Raw genomic sequence first — 13,787 nt, forward strand, 5'->3', positions numbered from 1 at the left:
GCAATTGTTTACGAACTGTTGACATTCAGGTACTGGTGAGCCAGCCTCTGCTCAGAATTGTTGGTTCACGCGCAGAAATGTTGGTTCCTGTGCACATGGGGAGCGGGACTCCCCTGTGCCGGATACCGGCGTGAGCGCGGTGACATCGAGGATCTGCATGCGAAGAGTGAGATCCGCCCTCGTCGGCCTGAGCCTGCTCCTCCCCGTTCTCGGCGGAGCGCCGACGGCGCTGGCTGCGCCCGTCACCACCGAGCCCGGCACCCAGTTCCCGGACACCGGGGGACAAGGGGTGCAGGCCCACGGCGGCGGCGTACTCAAAGTCGACGACTACTACTACTGGTTCGGTGAGGACCGCGGCGACGACAACAAGTTCCGCTACGTCTCGGCGTACCGTTCCAAGGACCTGAAGAACTGGGAGCCCCGCGGTCACGTCCTGACGCAGGAGGCCGACCCGGAGATCCGTTCCGCCGTGATCGAGCGGCCCAAGGTCCTCTACAACGAGAAGACCAAACAGTTCGTCATGTGGATGCACAAGGAGGCGGACGACTCCTACGCCGAGGCCCGCGCCGCCGTGGCGGTCTCCTCCACGATCGACGGCCCCTACACCTGGAAGGGGTCCTTCCGCCCGAAGGACGCCTCCGGCGCCGAGCACATGTCCCGCGACATCACCGTGTACGAGGACAAGGCCGCCGGCAAGGCCTACATGATCTCCTCGGCCAACTACAACGCCGACCTGCACATCTACGAGCTCAGCGACGACTACACGCAGGTGAAGAACCTGGTGGCCAACCCCTGGCCGGGCCAGCACCGCGAGTCACCGGCCCTCTTCAAGCGCGGTGACGTCTACTTCATGCTCACCTCCGGGACCAGCTACTGGGACCCCAACCAGCAGAAGTACGCCACCGCCACCAGCCTGGCGGGACCGTGGTCGCCCATGAAGGACGTCGGAAGCCACGACGGCCACCACTCCCAGACGGCGTTCGTCCTGCCCGTGGAAGGCAGCGAGACCACCTCCTTCCTTTACATGGGGGACCGTTGGGCGGGCGTGTGGTCCGACCCGAAGCACGTCAACGACTCCACGTACGTGTGGCTCCCCCTGGCGTTCCCCACGGCCACGACCATGATCCTTCCGTGGTACCCCCAGGTCTCGATCGACACCGCGACGGGCCGGATATCCGGCACCGGAGGGGACCCTCAGACGATCACCAACAAGGGGAGCGGCGCCTGCGCCACCGTGCCCGGCAGCTCCTCCGACAACCAGGTGCCGGTGACCCAGGAGACCTGCGCCGCCGGCACCCTGAACAGCCAGTGGCGGTTCACCGACAACAGCAACGGCTACGTGCGCGTCCTCGCCCAGCACAGCGGCAAGTGCCTGGACGTCGCGGACAAGTCGACCGCTGACGGCGCCGAGGTCAAGCAGTACGACTGCGGCTGGGGGGACAACCAGCGCTGGCGCTTCGAGACCCTCCCCGACGGGTACGTACGCATCGTCGCCAAGCACAGCAGCAAGTGCCTTGCCGTCCGGGGCGGCTCCACCACGGCGGGCGCCGGGATCGTCCAGTCCGCGTGCGACGGCTCGCCCGGTCAGGCCTGGAAGGTCTCCGCCTCCGCCGATCCTGCCGATCCCACCGACCCGACCGACCCGCCGGCCCCCGGTACGGCCGATCGGCAGCTCACCACCTCGGTCGGAGCCGGCGTACTGACCATGGCCACCACGGCGGACCCCGTCCGGCTCCCCCCGGTCGACTTCGGTACCGGCGGAACCTCGGCCGGACAGCTGGGCACCGTCACCGTGAAGGACTTCCGCGGCGGCACGGCCGGCTGGTCACTCACCGGCAAGATCACCGACTTCGCCGGACCGCGCGGGAAGATCGAGGCCGACCGGCTCACCTGGACACCCGTCTGCTCCACCCAGGGCGGCAGTCCCAGCACGTGCGCGGCGGGCAGCCCCGGAGTCGTCGGAAAGGACGGCGCGACCCTGGCCTCCGCCGCAGGCGGTGACGTGACGGGCGGCGAGTTCGCCGCCGACGCCACCGTCTCCCTCGACGTCCCGAGGTACACACCCGTCGGCAGCTACACCGGCATCCTCACCCTCACCCTCCTCTGACAGCGCCCGCGGGCCGGACGCCACGCGTCCGGCCCGCGACGCGCCCGCGACGCCCGGAAAGCTGACGAGCCATGCGCACCGCCTTCGTTGCCCTGCTCCTTCTCCTCCTGACGACCCTTTCCCCCACACCGGCCGGGGCGGCGGACAACGGCGAATGGTCGGTCAGACCCGCGGACTCCGCGATCACACCACGGGCGGCCTTCGAACTGCCGGCACAGCCCGGCGCAACGCTCAACGATCGCGCGGTCGTCACCAACACCACCACCGCGGAGCTGACGTTGCGCCTCTACGTCGCCGACGCCCACAACACGGAACGCGACGGCGGACTGGCCGTACGCGGTGTCGAGGAGACCCAGCGAGACGTCGGCGCCTGGGGAAAGCCCGAGCGGGACACCGTCACGGTGCCGGCGCGTTCGGCAGTGACGGTCGGCGTCACCCTCAACGTCCCCCGTGACGCCTCGCCCGGAGACCACGTGGGCGCCCTCGTCGCGGTCGACACCCGTGTGCGGCCCGCGGACGGCTCCCACCTCGGCATCCAGCGCGGTGTCGGAGCCAGGATCTATCTGCGCGTCGAAGGGCCGCAACAACCCGGCCTGGCCGTGGAGGACGTGCGGTTCACGGCACGGAGCCCGCAGCTACCGTGGACCGGCACCGGCGAATCGACCGTTGCCTACACCCTGCACAACACGGGAAACGTGAAGCTCGCCCCCCGGGTCTCCCTCCGCGTCGGCGGCGTCGTTCTGGGCGGGCCCGGCGAACGGCGGCTCGCGAACGTACCGGCCGAGCTGCTCCCGGGGCAGAAGGTCCGCCTCACCGAGGCCTGGGCGGATGCCCCCTTCGCGGGCTGGGGCCAGGTCACCGTCACGGCGAGCGCGGACCACGTCCGTGGTTCCGGAACCGACGGCTTCCTGAAGGTGCCGTGGCTCCTCGCGGGTTGCCTGGCACTCCTGTCGGCCGCCTGGTTGCTGCTCCGGCGCAGGCGCAGGGCCACCCGCGCGGCACGGACCGCCGCTCGCGACTGACGCCCACGCGATCGAGCCGACATTTGGCCGAAGCCCGTTCTGCCCGGGCTCCGTCCACGGCGGATCGGCGCAGGTGGGAGGCTCGGACAGGCGTGGTGATGGAGCGGGCGCCGCTTGACACCCGTCCCCCGGGCCCGCAGTCTCATCCCGATCCGGCGTTTGATTTTGTGCATACACGTTGGATCGTGGTTGTTTCTCGGGTGGTCGGGGCTTGCCCACGTCGTTCTCATGCCCTGGCGAGCGTTCAGGCCATCCGATGTGCCCGAACGCTCTCCAGGAGGTAGATCATGGACAAGGCGTTACCCCGCACCATCGCACTCGTCACAGCGGTACTCGGCCTCACGCTGGCCCTCACCGGCCCGGCGGCCGCGACGCCCGGCGCGCCTTCGCCCGAAGCGTCGGCGGACGGCACGCTGGTGAGCAGGACCGGCACGTCCATCACGGTGACCGCCGCCGTGGGACTGAGCAACACCATCTCCGTATGGCAGGCCGGCGACACCATCCGGGTGAGGGACACCGGCGACACCGTGGCCGCCTTGGGCGGGTGCAGGACGGTCAGCGCCAACGAGGCCGTCTGCCCGGGGGCCGGCAGCCTCACCGAGCTCGTCGTCCACGCCGGTGACCAGGCCGACGACGTCACGTCGTTCCTGGAGAGCCTGGGAGCCACCCTCGTCGGCGGCGCCGGCGACGACAGCCTCCACGGCGGCGGCGCCAACGACACCCTGGAAGGCGACGAGGGTGCCGACTTCCTCTCGGGGGGAGACGGCAACGACACGCTCACCGGCGCCAGCGGCCCCGACCGGCTCTTCGGCGGCCCCGGCAACGACTCGATCGAGGGCCGGGGCGGCTCCGACATCATCAACGCGGGCGCAGGCAACGACGTGGTGAGCGGCGGCAACGGCAACGACCGGGTGATCGCGGGAACCGGCAACGACTTCGTGGACGGCGGCTCGGGCCGGGACGACCTCGACGCCGTCGACGAGGTCAGCGGCAACGACTACGTGCGGGGAGGCGACCAGAGCGACACCTGCCGCGCCGACCTGGGCGACAGCGTCACCGAATGCCCGTGACCGGCCCGCGGGAGCGGGGACGGGGACGGCCTCGTACGGACCCGCCCACGATGCACGTGCCCACGACGAACGCGTACCGACGACGAGGGAGACACACGAACATGGCAGTGCGACACATCTGCGCGTTACTCATGGCGGGAGCACTCCTCTGCGCCGCACCGGCCGGCACCCCCGCCTCGGCGGCCCCGCTCACCGCCGAGCCCCGCCACCTCGCGGGCGCCACGGTGGTCGAGATGTCCGGAGGGACCCTGCTCGTCACCGCCGATCAGGGGGTGGCCAACGACATCACCATCCGCCGCCAGGGCGACATCGTCCTCGTCTCGGACACCGCTGACGAGGTGCGCGCCTCGGCCCCGTGCGAACCCCGCACACAGGACACGGTGGCGTGCCCGCTCCCCACGGAGGTACAGGCCCGTGGGCAGGACGGTGACGACGTCATCACGGTCTCCCCGAACCTCGACGCCCCGGCCACCCTGTACGGAGGCAGCGGTAAGGACCGGCTCAACGGCGGCCCGCACGCCGACCGCCTCGTCGGGGACGAACCGGCCGGAGCCCTCGGCCTCACGGGGGCGACGCCCGGCAACGACACCATCAACGGCGGGCCGGGCAACGACACCATCTTCGGTCTGGGAGGAAACGACACCATCAGCGGCGGGCCGGGGAACGACACCCTCAACGGGAACGAGGGCAACGACACCCTCAACGGCGACGCCGGTAACGACACCCTGACCGGCGAGAGCGGCAACGACACCCTGAACGGCGGCGAGGGCAGCGACACCCTCGTCGCCACCGACGGCGTCAATGCCAACGACAGCCTCGACGGCGGTCCCGCGTTCGACTCCTGCACCCGCGACACCGGCGACGCGATGGTCAACTGCCCCTGACGAAGCAGCCTGTGTGCGCCTCCGGCGGAGGCGCACACAGGCTTGTACCGGCCCCCACGGGCCCCGCTGCTTCGCCGGCCGCTCAGGGATGGATGTGCAGAGCGCTGTCGTCGATCACGAAGTAGGTCGGGGCAGCCAGATCCTCCTTGGCTGTGAACGTCAGGGTCACGAACTGCCCCGCGAACGAGTCGAGTTCGATGGTCCGCCGGACATAGCCGTCGCTCGCGTCCAGATTGGAGAACGTCGCCGGACTCGCGCCGTTCGCGTGGACGGTCAGCTTGTCGTACGGCACGGTCGTGGTGTCCTCCCTGGTGACGACCCGCAGCCAGAAGCCGACCGTGGCCCGGCAGCCGTACGGTATGAACACGGTCTGGGTCAGTGTGCCGGTGACCGAGTTGCCGTGGCCTCCGAGCAGGGCCTTCCACGAGCCCGTGCGCGCAGGGAGCCAGGAGTTGTCGTCAGTGATCGGCGACGTGTTGCCGTTGGCCTTCCAGGCCTTCGGTCCCGACTCGAAGCCGGCGTTGTCGAGCAGCTGCGTCGTGGTGCAGTTGCCGGGGGTGTAAACGAGCCAGGAGAACGAGATCGCGTCGGTGGCTCCGGTCGAGTCCTCCGCCGTGAGGGTGACGGCCGAGTTGCCGTCCGTGGCCGGAGTGCCGGTGATCCGGCCGGTCGAGGAGTCGAGGGTCAGGCCGTCGGGAAGGGTGGTGGCCGCATAGGTCAGCGTGGCTCCCGGGTTGCCGGTGACGGCCCGGATACGGAGGTCGACCGCTGCGGTGGTCGTCGAAACCTGGTTGCCCGGGCTGGTCAGCGTGACGCCCTGGACCATGCGGGGACCGACATTGACGGCCGCCCAGGCATTCCCGACGTTGTTGTAGACGACTCCGTCCTTCCCGTACAGGTTGGCGGCGGCCTGGAGCGTGGCGGTGCGCGCGCCCGCGTAGTCGGTGTTCGATGTCATGTAGGTCGTCAGCGCCCGGTACCAGATGTTCGCAGCGGCTTCCCGGCCGATCGGATTGACCGGTTTGCCGTCGTAGGTCGGTGAGTCGTAGTCGACGCCGTTGACGAGCTTGGCACCGCTGCCCTCGGAGGCCAGGTAGAACCAGTGGTTGGCGGGGCCCGAGGAGTGGTGGACGTCGATCCGGGAGAGGTCCGGGTACCAGTGGTCGGCGGAGTCGCCGTCCTTGGAGGGCCGGTCCATGTGGCGCAGCGGCGTGCCGTCGCCATTGATGTCGATCTTTTCGCCCTCGAGGTAGTCGCCCGGGTCGGACGGGTTGCCCGCCCAGAACTCCACCACGGCGCCGAAGATGTCGGACGTGGCTTCGTTGAGCCCTCCGGACTCCCCGCTGTAGCGCAGGCCTGCCGTGAAGGACGTGATGCCGTGCGTCATCTCGTGCGCGGCGACGTCGATCGAGGTCAGCGGGTTGGTGTTGTAGGCGCCGTCACCGTAGGTCATGCAGAAGCACTGGTCCCACCAGTAGGCGTTGGAGTACGCGTTCCCGAAGTGGACCCGGCTGTGGGCGGAGACCCCGTCGTTCCTGATGCCGTTGCGGCCGTGGAGGGTCTTGAAGTAGTCCCAGGTCAGCTGGGCGCCGTAGTGGGCGTCCACCGCGGCCGACTGACCGTGGCCGGGGCTGCCGTCGCTCCAGACGTCGTCGGCGTCGGTGAAGAGTGTGCCGGTCGCCTCGTCGTCGGAGGCGTGTCCCAGGTCGGTGGTCCGGTTGCCACCGCGGGTGTCGTCCTCGAGGAGGTGGTTCCCGGGGGTTCCCGAGGTGCCGAGGGTGACCTGGCCGGCGTACTGACCATGGCCGATGCCGTTCATGACGGCCTGGTACGCGAAGATCTCGCCGCCCGTCCGGGCGTCGGTGACGACGTGCAGTTCCGAGGGTGTGCCGTCGTGCTGGAGGCCGCCGACGACCGTCTCCCAGGCCAGCGTGGGGCGACCGGAGGCGGCCCAGACGACCTTGCGTACGGATTGGGCCTTCGGGGCCTTGGTGCCTTCGGTGCTCGCCCGGCCGACGGCGAAGGACACCGCGGAGTCGGCCGTCGCGAAGGCCGTGGTGGAGGGCACGGCGATGGCGGCACTCGCTGCCTTGGTGACGCCCTTGACGGCTCCGCCCGGCGCAGTGTGCACCACCAGGTCGCCACCGAGCACGGGCAGTTGGGCGAAGGTGCGGTCGTAGCGCGTGTGCAGCGTGCCGTCCACGTCCTTGAGGACCGATGTGGGCACCAGAACCTCTTGCCCGCCCAGGCCCAGCGCCTTTGCCACGGCCGACCGGCTCGCACGGGCATCGGCGAGGAGGGACGCGTCCTCGTCCGGGGTCTGCCGCACGTTCGCGGCGCCTCCCCTGGGCGGGTCGGTGAGGGGCTGCGCTGCCGCCGCCCTGTCGGCAGTGGCAGCGGCGGCGGGCGGAAGGCCGATGGCGATCACGGCGGCGCCGCATAACAGGGCACCAGCTCTCACTGTCGTGCGGAGGGCTCGTTTCACTGTGACTCCCGGTGCGGGGGCCGGCGTTCGCCGGCCGAAGCGGTCCGGGCGGACCTGTCCGAGTCCGCCCGACGGAGCTGATCTCACAGTTCGGGGCGTGTCCTACCGCGAGGCTGCGGCCTGTTGGACGCATGAAGCTGCTCGCGGTAACGCCGGAGAGTGGATGTTAGCGTAAACACGACGGCCTGGCCAAGGTGGCCTCGGTGACCTGGGTGCCGCCCCGAGAGCGGGGCTTCTCCCCGTTCTTTCAGCTCCGAAGGCGTGCCTGACAGCCGGCCGGCGCAGGCGTCATGCGCCGGCTCCCCCGTCGGCGGCGCAGGGAGTGGCCTTGAGGGCTTCGGCTCCCAGGGCCCGGACCTCGGCCAGCAGCCCGGCGTTGGTGACGCCCTTGACGAGGTATCCCGCGACGCCGGCCGCGGCCATCTCGTTGCGCGGGCCGTGGTCACCGTAGGCGGAGAACGCCAGGATGCGGGCGCCGGGGACGGCGCGCAGGATCTGCTCGGCGGTGTACGGGCCGCCGCCGGGGAAGCGCACGTCGAGTACCACGACGTGCGGCCTTCGGGCAGTGGCGAGTCGGATCGCCTCGTCGGCGTTGGCCGCGCTGCCGGCCAGGATGAGGTCGGGCTGGGCTCCGACGACCTCTGCCAGCGCCGCACGCAGTATGTCGTTGTCGTCGCAGATCAGCACCCGCAGGGGAGCCCGGGGTGTGGCGGGCGGGGTCACGACGGCCCCTGCGTGGCGGTCAGGGAGTCGAAGCCCCTGACGAGCGCCCCGGGCAGCGGTTCGTCCAGCTCCCCGGTCGGCAGGTCGGGCACCCAGAACTCGACGGTCGTACCGGTACCGGGCTCGCTCCGCAGTGTCCACCAGCCGCCGGCGGTCTCGGCCCGCTCCCGCATCTCCATCAGCCCGAAGTGCTCCTGCGACCTGGGGGCGACCGCCGCGTGGCCGGTGCCGTCGTCGGCCACTTGGACCCGCAGGCCCCCGTTCTCGGTGGTGACGCTGACCCGTACGGTGCGCGCCCGGGCGTGTTTGCCCACGTTCAGCAGCGCCTCCTGCACGATACGGAAGATGGTGATCGCGGTCTCGGGGGCCGGTTCCTTCTCCAGGTCGTGTTCCAGGGTCGGCTCGAGTCCCCAGCTCACGGCCACCACTTCGGTGAGGTGCTGGGAGAGCGACTCGACCAAGCCGTGCCGGTCGATGCCGGGCGGCTGGAGCCGGAAGGTGAGGTTGCGCAGGCGGCTCACCGCCTCGCGCACCGACGCGTCCAGCAGGGAGAGTTCCCGCGCGTAGGGCTCGCCGGTCCGGTCGGCGAGGAGCTGTAGCCGCATGCCGACGGCGACCATGGCCTGGATGGAGTCGTCGTGCACGTCCCAGGCGATGCGGCGGCGTTCCAGCTCCTGTGCCTGTACCAGGTGGGTGAACAGGCGGCGGCGTTCGGTGAGTGCCTGCTCGGCGGCGCGGCGCTCGCTCATGTCCCGCGTGACCTTGCCGAAGCCGCGCAGTTCCCCGGTCTCGTCGAAGAGGGGGGTGATCACCACGTTGGCCCAGAATCGGGAGCCGTCCTTGCGGATGCGCCAGCCCTCGTCCTCCAGCCGGCCGTCGACGATGGCCGTTTCAAGCTCCCTGTGGGGCTTGCGGGCCGCGATTTCCTCGGGCGGGTAGAAGACCGAGAAGTGCTTGCCGATGATGTCTGCGGCACTGAAGCCCTTGATCCGCTCCGCGCCGGCGTTCCAGCTGGATACGTGGCCACCGGGGTCGAGCATGAAGATGCCGTAGTCGAGGACGCTCGTGACCAGCAGGGTGAACGCCGTCTCGGTCGGAGCGAGGGCGCCGCCTTGTTCGGCGTGGTGCTCACCGGTCATCGGAGAAGGCCCTCACGGCGGGCCACGGCGACCGCCTCCAGTTGGGAGCGGGCGCCGAGCTTCTCCAGGACCCGCTGGATGTGGTTCCTGGCGGTGTTGAGGGCGACGCCGAGCCGTTGACTGATCTCGGCCGTGCCCAGGCCGTCGCCGAGCAGGCAGAGCGTCTCGCGCTCGCGCGGGGTGAGGGTGGTGCCCGAGCCGGTCCTGCCGGCCAGCCGGTCCAGCGCTCCGCTGAGCAGTCCCTTGCTGAAGGCCACTTCACCCGCCGCCACCAGGCGTACGCCGTCCTGGAGCTCGCGTAGGTTGTCGACCTTGAGGATGAGTCCCGAGCCACCGGCCTCGGCGACGTGGGCGGCCATCGCCGGTGTCCCTTCGCCGGTCAGCACCAGCACCCGGGTGCCGGGGGCGGCGGCCTTGAGCGCGGTGATGGCGGCGATGCCGTCGCCGTCGGGCAGTCGCCGGTCCAGCACCACCACGGCGGGGCGCAGCCGGGCCGCGTCGGCCAGCGCGTCCTTCACGCACAGGCTACGGCCGACGACCTCCAGGTCGTCGGTGCGGTCCAGGGCGAGCCGGATCGCCTCGGCCACCATGTCGTGGTCCTCGACGAGCAGGATGGTGATGCGTCCCCCGGCGGTGCGCGGCTCGGTGTCCGCTGTGGTCCGCGGTGTCGAAGGCATCACAGGGTCCTCGGTGGTAGACGCGGCACGCCGCCGGCGAACAGCTCGTCGACGCCAGTGAGAGCGAACAGTCGGGCCACCTGCGTGCGGGCGCCCTCCACGCGCAGCTCGGTGCCGATCCTATCCGCTGTGGCCTTGGCCCCCATCAGCACGTTGAGCCCCGCGCAGTCGCAGAACCGCAGGCCCCACAGGTCGAGCACGACACGGTCGGGCCGCCGCGCCAAGCAGTCGGCGACGGCGGCGAGCAACTGCGGGGTGGCGTCCAGGTCCAACGCGCCGACGAGCCGCAGAGCGGCCACATCGGCTTCGAGTGCAGTACTGACCTGAAACACCGGGCCGGTCACGTTGCGTCTTCTCTCATGCGGCAGCCCCCAGCCTGGGTAATGGGCACCAGTCAAGAGTAGTGAATCTGCACTAGAAAAGAACCCATTCTCCTGACGGGTCACCACCTCGTGGGCGGATCGGCGCGAAAGCGCACGACGGCAGGGACGCGAACCCGTGAAAATTTCAAACGGGGCTGGGTACCCTGCAGTGGGGAAACGCCAAGGGGCAGGGCCCCTACAGTGCTACGGGCTTCCAGGCAGCGGTGGGGCACCCGAGCAGTGAGGCACTCAGTGGAAGGGGCGTGGGGATGGAGCTCTCTTCGGCCGTTCCGCACGACGCCCGTCATGCGCAGGAGTGCGTGGACTTCGACGGCGCGCCCGGCTGCATCGCCGAAGCGCGGGAAGCCGCGGACGCCTTTCTCCGCCACCACTCCCCGCCCGCCCGCCGCACCTTTCACGATGACGTCCTGCTGGTCGTCTCCGAACTGGTGACCAACGCCGTCCGCCACGCTCCCGGGCCCTTCGTCCTGGGACTCGGCCTGGTTCCCGGCGGGATCGAGATCACCGTGCGGGACACGAGCTCACGCCCCCCGTACTCCCGGACTCCCGACCGGACCGGCGGACGCGGGTGGGGCATCGTCCAGACCCTCGCCCGCCAGGTACGCGTCGTCCCCCGCCACGACGGCAAGACCGTCCACGCGGAGCTGATCTGGTAGTCCCGGGCCCTGTGACGGATCGGAATGCCGGCAGGGGACGGGATGGCTGCGCGCGGCGGACTGAGCGGCGGGATGTCAGGCGCGGGGCGGGCGCGTTGCGGTGTCCAGGTAGAAGGAGTCGATGCTCTGGACGGCCTGCTCGAACTCGTCCAGGTTGACGGGCTTCGTCACGTAGGCGTTGGCGTGGCTGGTGTAGGCGCCGGCGACGTCGTCGGGGGCGGCGGACGTGGTGAGGACGACGACGGGGATGGTCTGGAGGTCGGCGTCGTTCTTCAGGATGCGGAGCAGGTCGCGGCCGTTCATGCGGGGCATGTTCAGGTCGAGCACGATGAGGTCGGGGCGCGGGCTGTCGGGGTTGCGCAGGTGCTCCAGGGCGGCGACACCGTCGGTGGCCTGGACGAGGTTGCGGGCCCCGCGCTCGGCGAGCGCCTCCTCGATGAGCATGGCGTCGGCGATGTCGTCCTCCACGAGCAGGACATCGAACGGGCGGGCGGGGGCGTTCATCGTCAGTTGCTCCGTGGGTGCTTCGTCGGTGTGATGGAAGAGCCCCGGCCAGCGGCGGCGGGCACCCTGGCGGGTCATGCCGCATGCGCGGCCGATCTGGGGATATCCGGCTCCGGCACGCGCGGCATCGGTGGCCGCTGCGCGTTGCAACCGTTCTGCAGCCTGTTGAAGGTGGTCCAGCACGTGCAGGCGTGCCAGGGCCTGCGCGCGGTCGTCCGCTGTCGGAGTGGAGAGGTCCGTCTGCAGGTGGAGAGCCAGGCGCCGGGCGAGGTCGGCGACGGCTGCGTCGGCGACAGCTGCTGTCTCCTTCGGGGTGGTCCGCAGGTGGAAGTTCTTGCCTGGCATACCCCGCACCCTAAGGGCTGTCCCGACAAGCGACAACAACGGTTGTCCAGCGCCCTTTAGTATGCGCTGCGCCCACTGTGCAAGGCGACCGTCTCGGGAGGGGATTCAGAGGATGGCCGGCACGACGAGGCCGCCGCGTGCGCGGGACGAACCGGTCTACCGCATCCTCCTCGTGGAGGACGACGCCGCGGACGCCCTGCTCGTCAGGAGCTCCTCCGCGACACCGAGCTGCGCTTCGAGCTCACCACGAGCACCTCGCTGGCCGCAGCCCGCTCGGAACTCGCGGCCCGCGCCGTCGACTGCATCCTCCTCGACCTGCACCTGCCCGACGTGTCGGGCACCGATGCGGTCACCACCGTCCGCGCCATGGCCCCGCACACCGCGGTGATCGTCATGACCGGTCTGTCCGAGCAGCAGGCAGGCTCCGAGGCCATGGCGGCCGGGGCCCAGGACTACCTCGTCAAGGCAAGGTCGAAGCCGACCTGCTGCGCCGCACGGTCCGCTACCCCGTCTACCGGAGCCACACCGAGCGCGCGGCAGCCGAAGCCCAGTCGGCCCGGCAGCGCGCGGAGGAGAACGCCCGTCTGGAGCGCGGGCTGCTGCCCCGGCCCCTCCTCGACACCTCCACCGTCACGGTGACCACCCGCTACCTGCCGGGCGCCGAACAGGCCCTGCTCGGCGGCGACTTCCTCGACGTCGTCGAGGGTGACGACGGGCTGCTGCACGCCGTCACCGGTGACGTCAGCGGGCACGGTCCCGACGCCGCCGCCCTCGGCGTCTGCCTGCGCATCCCCTGGCGCTCGCTCGTCCTGGCCGGACACCACGGCACCGACCTGCTGCACCTCATGGAACGCCTGCTGGTGGCGGAGCGCGGCACCCAGCCCCTGTTCGCCACCTGCACGCTCCTCCCCCTCGATCAGAAGGCCGCCACTGCCACCCTCTATCTGGCGGGCCACCACGAACCCCTGCTCACCACCTCGGCGAAGACCCCGGAGGTGGCCGCCGAGCACGGCATCGCGCACTCGGCATCGTCCCCGGCGACCACGACTGGCCCGCCACGGTCGTCATCCCCCTCCCGGACGCCGGAGCGCTCATCCTCTACACCGACGGCCTCACCGAAGGGCACAACGGTGACGCCGACGGCCGGCTCGGCATCGAGGGGCTCCTGACCCTGATCGACACCACACCGGCCACGGACCCCGCAGCGCACCTGGACAGCCTCATCAGCCAGACCAGAGCGCTCAACGCCGCACGCCGCACCGACGGTACTCCGCCTCGGCGGGGTTCCAGCCAAGGGCTGTCCTGACGTCGCGAGCCCGGCACGCCCGGCCGTCGCCACCGCGGGCCAGGGAAACGTCGACCGCCGTGACCCGGGCGCCCCTGATTGCGGCGTGCAGGGCCAGGGCGCCGGTGCCCGTACCGATCTCCGGGGCCTCGGTGCGCGTCCCGAGGTCCTCATGGGCGAGGGCCTCGGCGAGCAGCAGAGTGTCCGCCTGCGGGCGGTAGACGCCCGGCAGGGCCACCAGGCCGCCGGGCACCGTGGCCAGGGACGGAGCAGTACCGGGCGATCGATGACCTACCGCACCTGCCCTGACCTGGGCACCCCTCCGAAGGAGATGATCAAGGATTCAAAATTTGGATGATGCCCCCAGGGGGCGGAGCACAGAAGGTCGAGGCAGAGCCGAGGAGCCCGCGTGGTGTGACGTGAGCGGGGTAGGCGGCATAGGAGAGGCGTCAGTCGCCGAGGCGGGCGGACGCCGCCCCGCGGTCGAGTCGCCCGGCAAAGCCGACC

12 protein-coding genes and 1 pseudogene are annotated in these 13,787 nt (G+C 70.6%); 6 read left to right on the forward strand and 7 right to left on the reverse strand.

The genetic code is table 11. The features are described from left to right. Positions 1 to 157: 157 nt before the first annotated feature. The 4 genes from ACGFZK_RS03295 (at position 158) to ACGFZK_RS03310 (ending at position 5,083) form a co-directional block, all read left to right on the forward strand. Entirely contained in the window at positions 158 to 2,107 is a 1,950-nt protein-coding gene (locus ACGFZK_RS03295; RefSeq protein ID WP_393847105.1) for an RICIN domain-containing protein, read from the forward strand. Between the two features lie 71 nt (positions 2,108 to 2,178). Further along, positions 2,179 to 3,129 (forward strand): DUF916 domain-containing protein, encoded by a 951-nt coding sequence (locus ACGFZK_RS03300; RefSeq protein WP_393847106.1) that lies wholly within the window; start codon positions 2,179 to 2,181, stop codon positions 3,127 to 3,129. A 287-nt stretch (positions 3,130 to 3,416) separates the two neighbouring features. Next, a complete protein-coding gene (locus ACGFZK_RS03305) occupies positions 3,417 to 4,199 on the forward strand; it encodes a calcium-binding protein (protein WP_393847107.1) in 783 nt (260 codons plus the stop codon). Positions 4,200 to 4,300: 101 nt separating this feature from the next. After that, positions 4,301 to 5,083, forward strand: a complete 783-nt coding sequence (locus ACGFZK_RS03310) for a calcium-binding protein (RefSeq protein ID WP_393847108.1) — start codon at positions 4,301 to 4,303, stop codon at positions 5,081 to 5,083. Between the two features lie 82 nt (positions 5,084 to 5,165). Here the strand turns inward: ACGFZK_RS03310 and ACGFZK_RS03315 are convergent, their stop codons facing one another. The 5 genes from ACGFZK_RS03315 to ACGFZK_RS03335 all read right to left on the reverse strand — a co-directional run bounded on the left by ACGFZK_RS03315 (position 5,166) and on the right by ACGFZK_RS03335 (position 10,451). After that, the gene (locus ACGFZK_RS03315; protein WP_393847109.1) at positions 5,166 to 7,412 is read right to left on the reverse strand and encodes a M4 family metallopeptidase; all 2,247 of its coding nucleotides are present in this window, start codon (positions 7,410 to 7,412) and stop codon (positions 5,166 to 5,168) included. Positions 7,413 to 7,856: 444 nt separating this feature from the next. After that, positions 7,857 to 8,291, reverse strand: a complete 435-nt coding sequence (locus tag ACGFZK_RS03320) for a response regulator transcription factor (protein ID WP_393847110.1) — start codon at positions 8,289 to 8,291, stop codon at positions 7,857 to 7,859. Further along, positions 8,288 to 9,430, reverse strand: coding sequence for a PAS domain S-box protein (locus ACGFZK_RS03325; RefSeq protein WP_393847111.1), 1,143 nt, complete (start codon positions 9,428 to 9,430; stop codon positions 8,288 to 8,290). The genes ACGFZK_RS03320 and ACGFZK_RS03325 overlap by 4 nt, the downstream gene beginning before the upstream one ends. Continuing rightward, positions 9,427 to 10,107 (reverse strand): response regulator transcription factor, encoded by a 681-nt coding sequence (locus tag ACGFZK_RS03330; protein WP_393847112.1) that lies wholly within the window; start codon positions 10,105 to 10,107, stop codon positions 9,427 to 9,429. Before ACGFZK_RS03330 ends, ACGFZK_RS03325 begins: the two co-directional genes overlap by 4 nt. Then, positions 10,107 to 10,451, reverse strand: coding sequence for an STAS domain-containing protein (locus ACGFZK_RS03335; RefSeq protein ID WP_393847113.1), 345 nt, complete (start codon positions 10,449 to 10,451; stop codon positions 10,107 to 10,109). Before ACGFZK_RS03335 ends, ACGFZK_RS03330 begins: the two co-directional genes overlap by 1 nt. Before the next feature lie 287 nt (positions 10,452 to 10,738). Here ACGFZK_RS03335 and ACGFZK_RS03340 point away from each other — a divergent pair, with 287 nt between their 5' ends. Then, positions 10,739 to 11,146: an ATP-binding protein gene (locus tag ACGFZK_RS03340; RefSeq protein ID WP_393847114.1), complete on the forward strand. Its 408-nt coding sequence runs from the start codon at positions 10,739 to 10,741 to the stop codon at positions 11,144 to 11,146. 75 nt (positions 11,147 to 11,221) lie between these two features. Here ACGFZK_RS03340 and ACGFZK_RS03345 read toward each other — a convergent pair whose 3' ends face one another. Next, positions 11,222 to 11,995, reverse strand: coding sequence for a response regulator (locus tag ACGFZK_RS03345; protein WP_393847115.1), 774 nt, complete (start codon positions 11,993 to 11,995; stop codon positions 11,222 to 11,224). A gap of 112 nt (positions 11,996 to 12,107) precedes the next feature. On the opposite strand from ACGFZK_RS03345, the pseudogene ACGFZK_RS03350 reads away from it, so the two are divergent. Beyond that, positions 12,108 to 13,301: pseudogene (locus ACGFZK_RS03350) on the forward strand (PP2C family protein-serine/threonine phosphatase). On the opposite strand, the gene ACGFZK_RS03355 reads toward ACGFZK_RS03350, so the two are convergent. Continuing rightward, a complete protein-coding gene (locus tag ACGFZK_RS03355; protein WP_393847116.1) occupies positions 13,237 to 13,533 on the reverse strand; it encodes a hypothetical protein in 297 nt (98 codons plus the stop codon). The pseudogene ACGFZK_RS03350 and the gene ACGFZK_RS03355 sit on opposite strands and share 65 nt — an antisense overlap. Positions 13,534 to 13,787: the final 254 nt, after the last annotated feature.

This window comes from Streptomyces sp. NPDC048257 (assembly GCF_043201855.1).
Classification (GTDB): domain Bacteria; phylum Actinomycetota; class Actinomycetes; order Streptomycetales; family Streptomycetaceae; genus Streptomyces.

What these genes read in the sequence shown, in the direction of transcription:
- ACGFZK_RS03305 (WP_393847107.1), top strand. Translation starts at nt 3,417, where the DNA reads ATGGACAAGGCGTTACCCCGCACCATCGCACTCGTCACAGCGGTACTC.
- ACGFZK_RS03330 (WP_393847112.1), bottom strand. Translation starts at nt 10,107, where the DNA reads ATGCCTTCGACACCGCGGACCACAGCGGACACCGAGCCGCGCACCGCC.
- ACGFZK_RS03345 (WP_393847115.1), bottom strand. Translation starts at nt 11,995, where the DNA reads ATGCCAGGCAAGAACTTCCACCTGCGGACCACCCCGAAGGAGACAGCA.
- ACGFZK_RS03300 (WP_393847106.1), top strand. Translation starts at nt 2,179, where the DNA reads ATGCGCACCGCCTTCGTTGCCCTGCTCCTTCTCCTCCTGACGACCCTT.
- ACGFZK_RS03325 (WP_393847111.1), bottom strand. Translation starts at nt 9,430, where the DNA reads ATGACCGGTGAGCACCACGCCGAACAAGGCGGCGCCCTCGCTCCGACC.
- ACGFZK_RS03340 (WP_393847114.1), top strand. Translation starts at nt 10,739, where the DNA reads ATGGAGCTCTCTTCGGCCGTTCCGCACGACGCCCGTCATGCGCAGGAG.
- ACGFZK_RS03295 (WP_393847105.1), top strand. Translation starts at nt 158, where the DNA reads ATGCGAAGAGTGAGATCCGCCCTCGTCGGCCTGAGCCTGCTCCTCCCC.
- ACGFZK_RS03310 (WP_393847108.1), top strand. Translation starts at nt 4,301, where the DNA reads ATGGCAGTGCGACACATCTGCGCGTTACTCATGGCGGGAGCACTCCTC.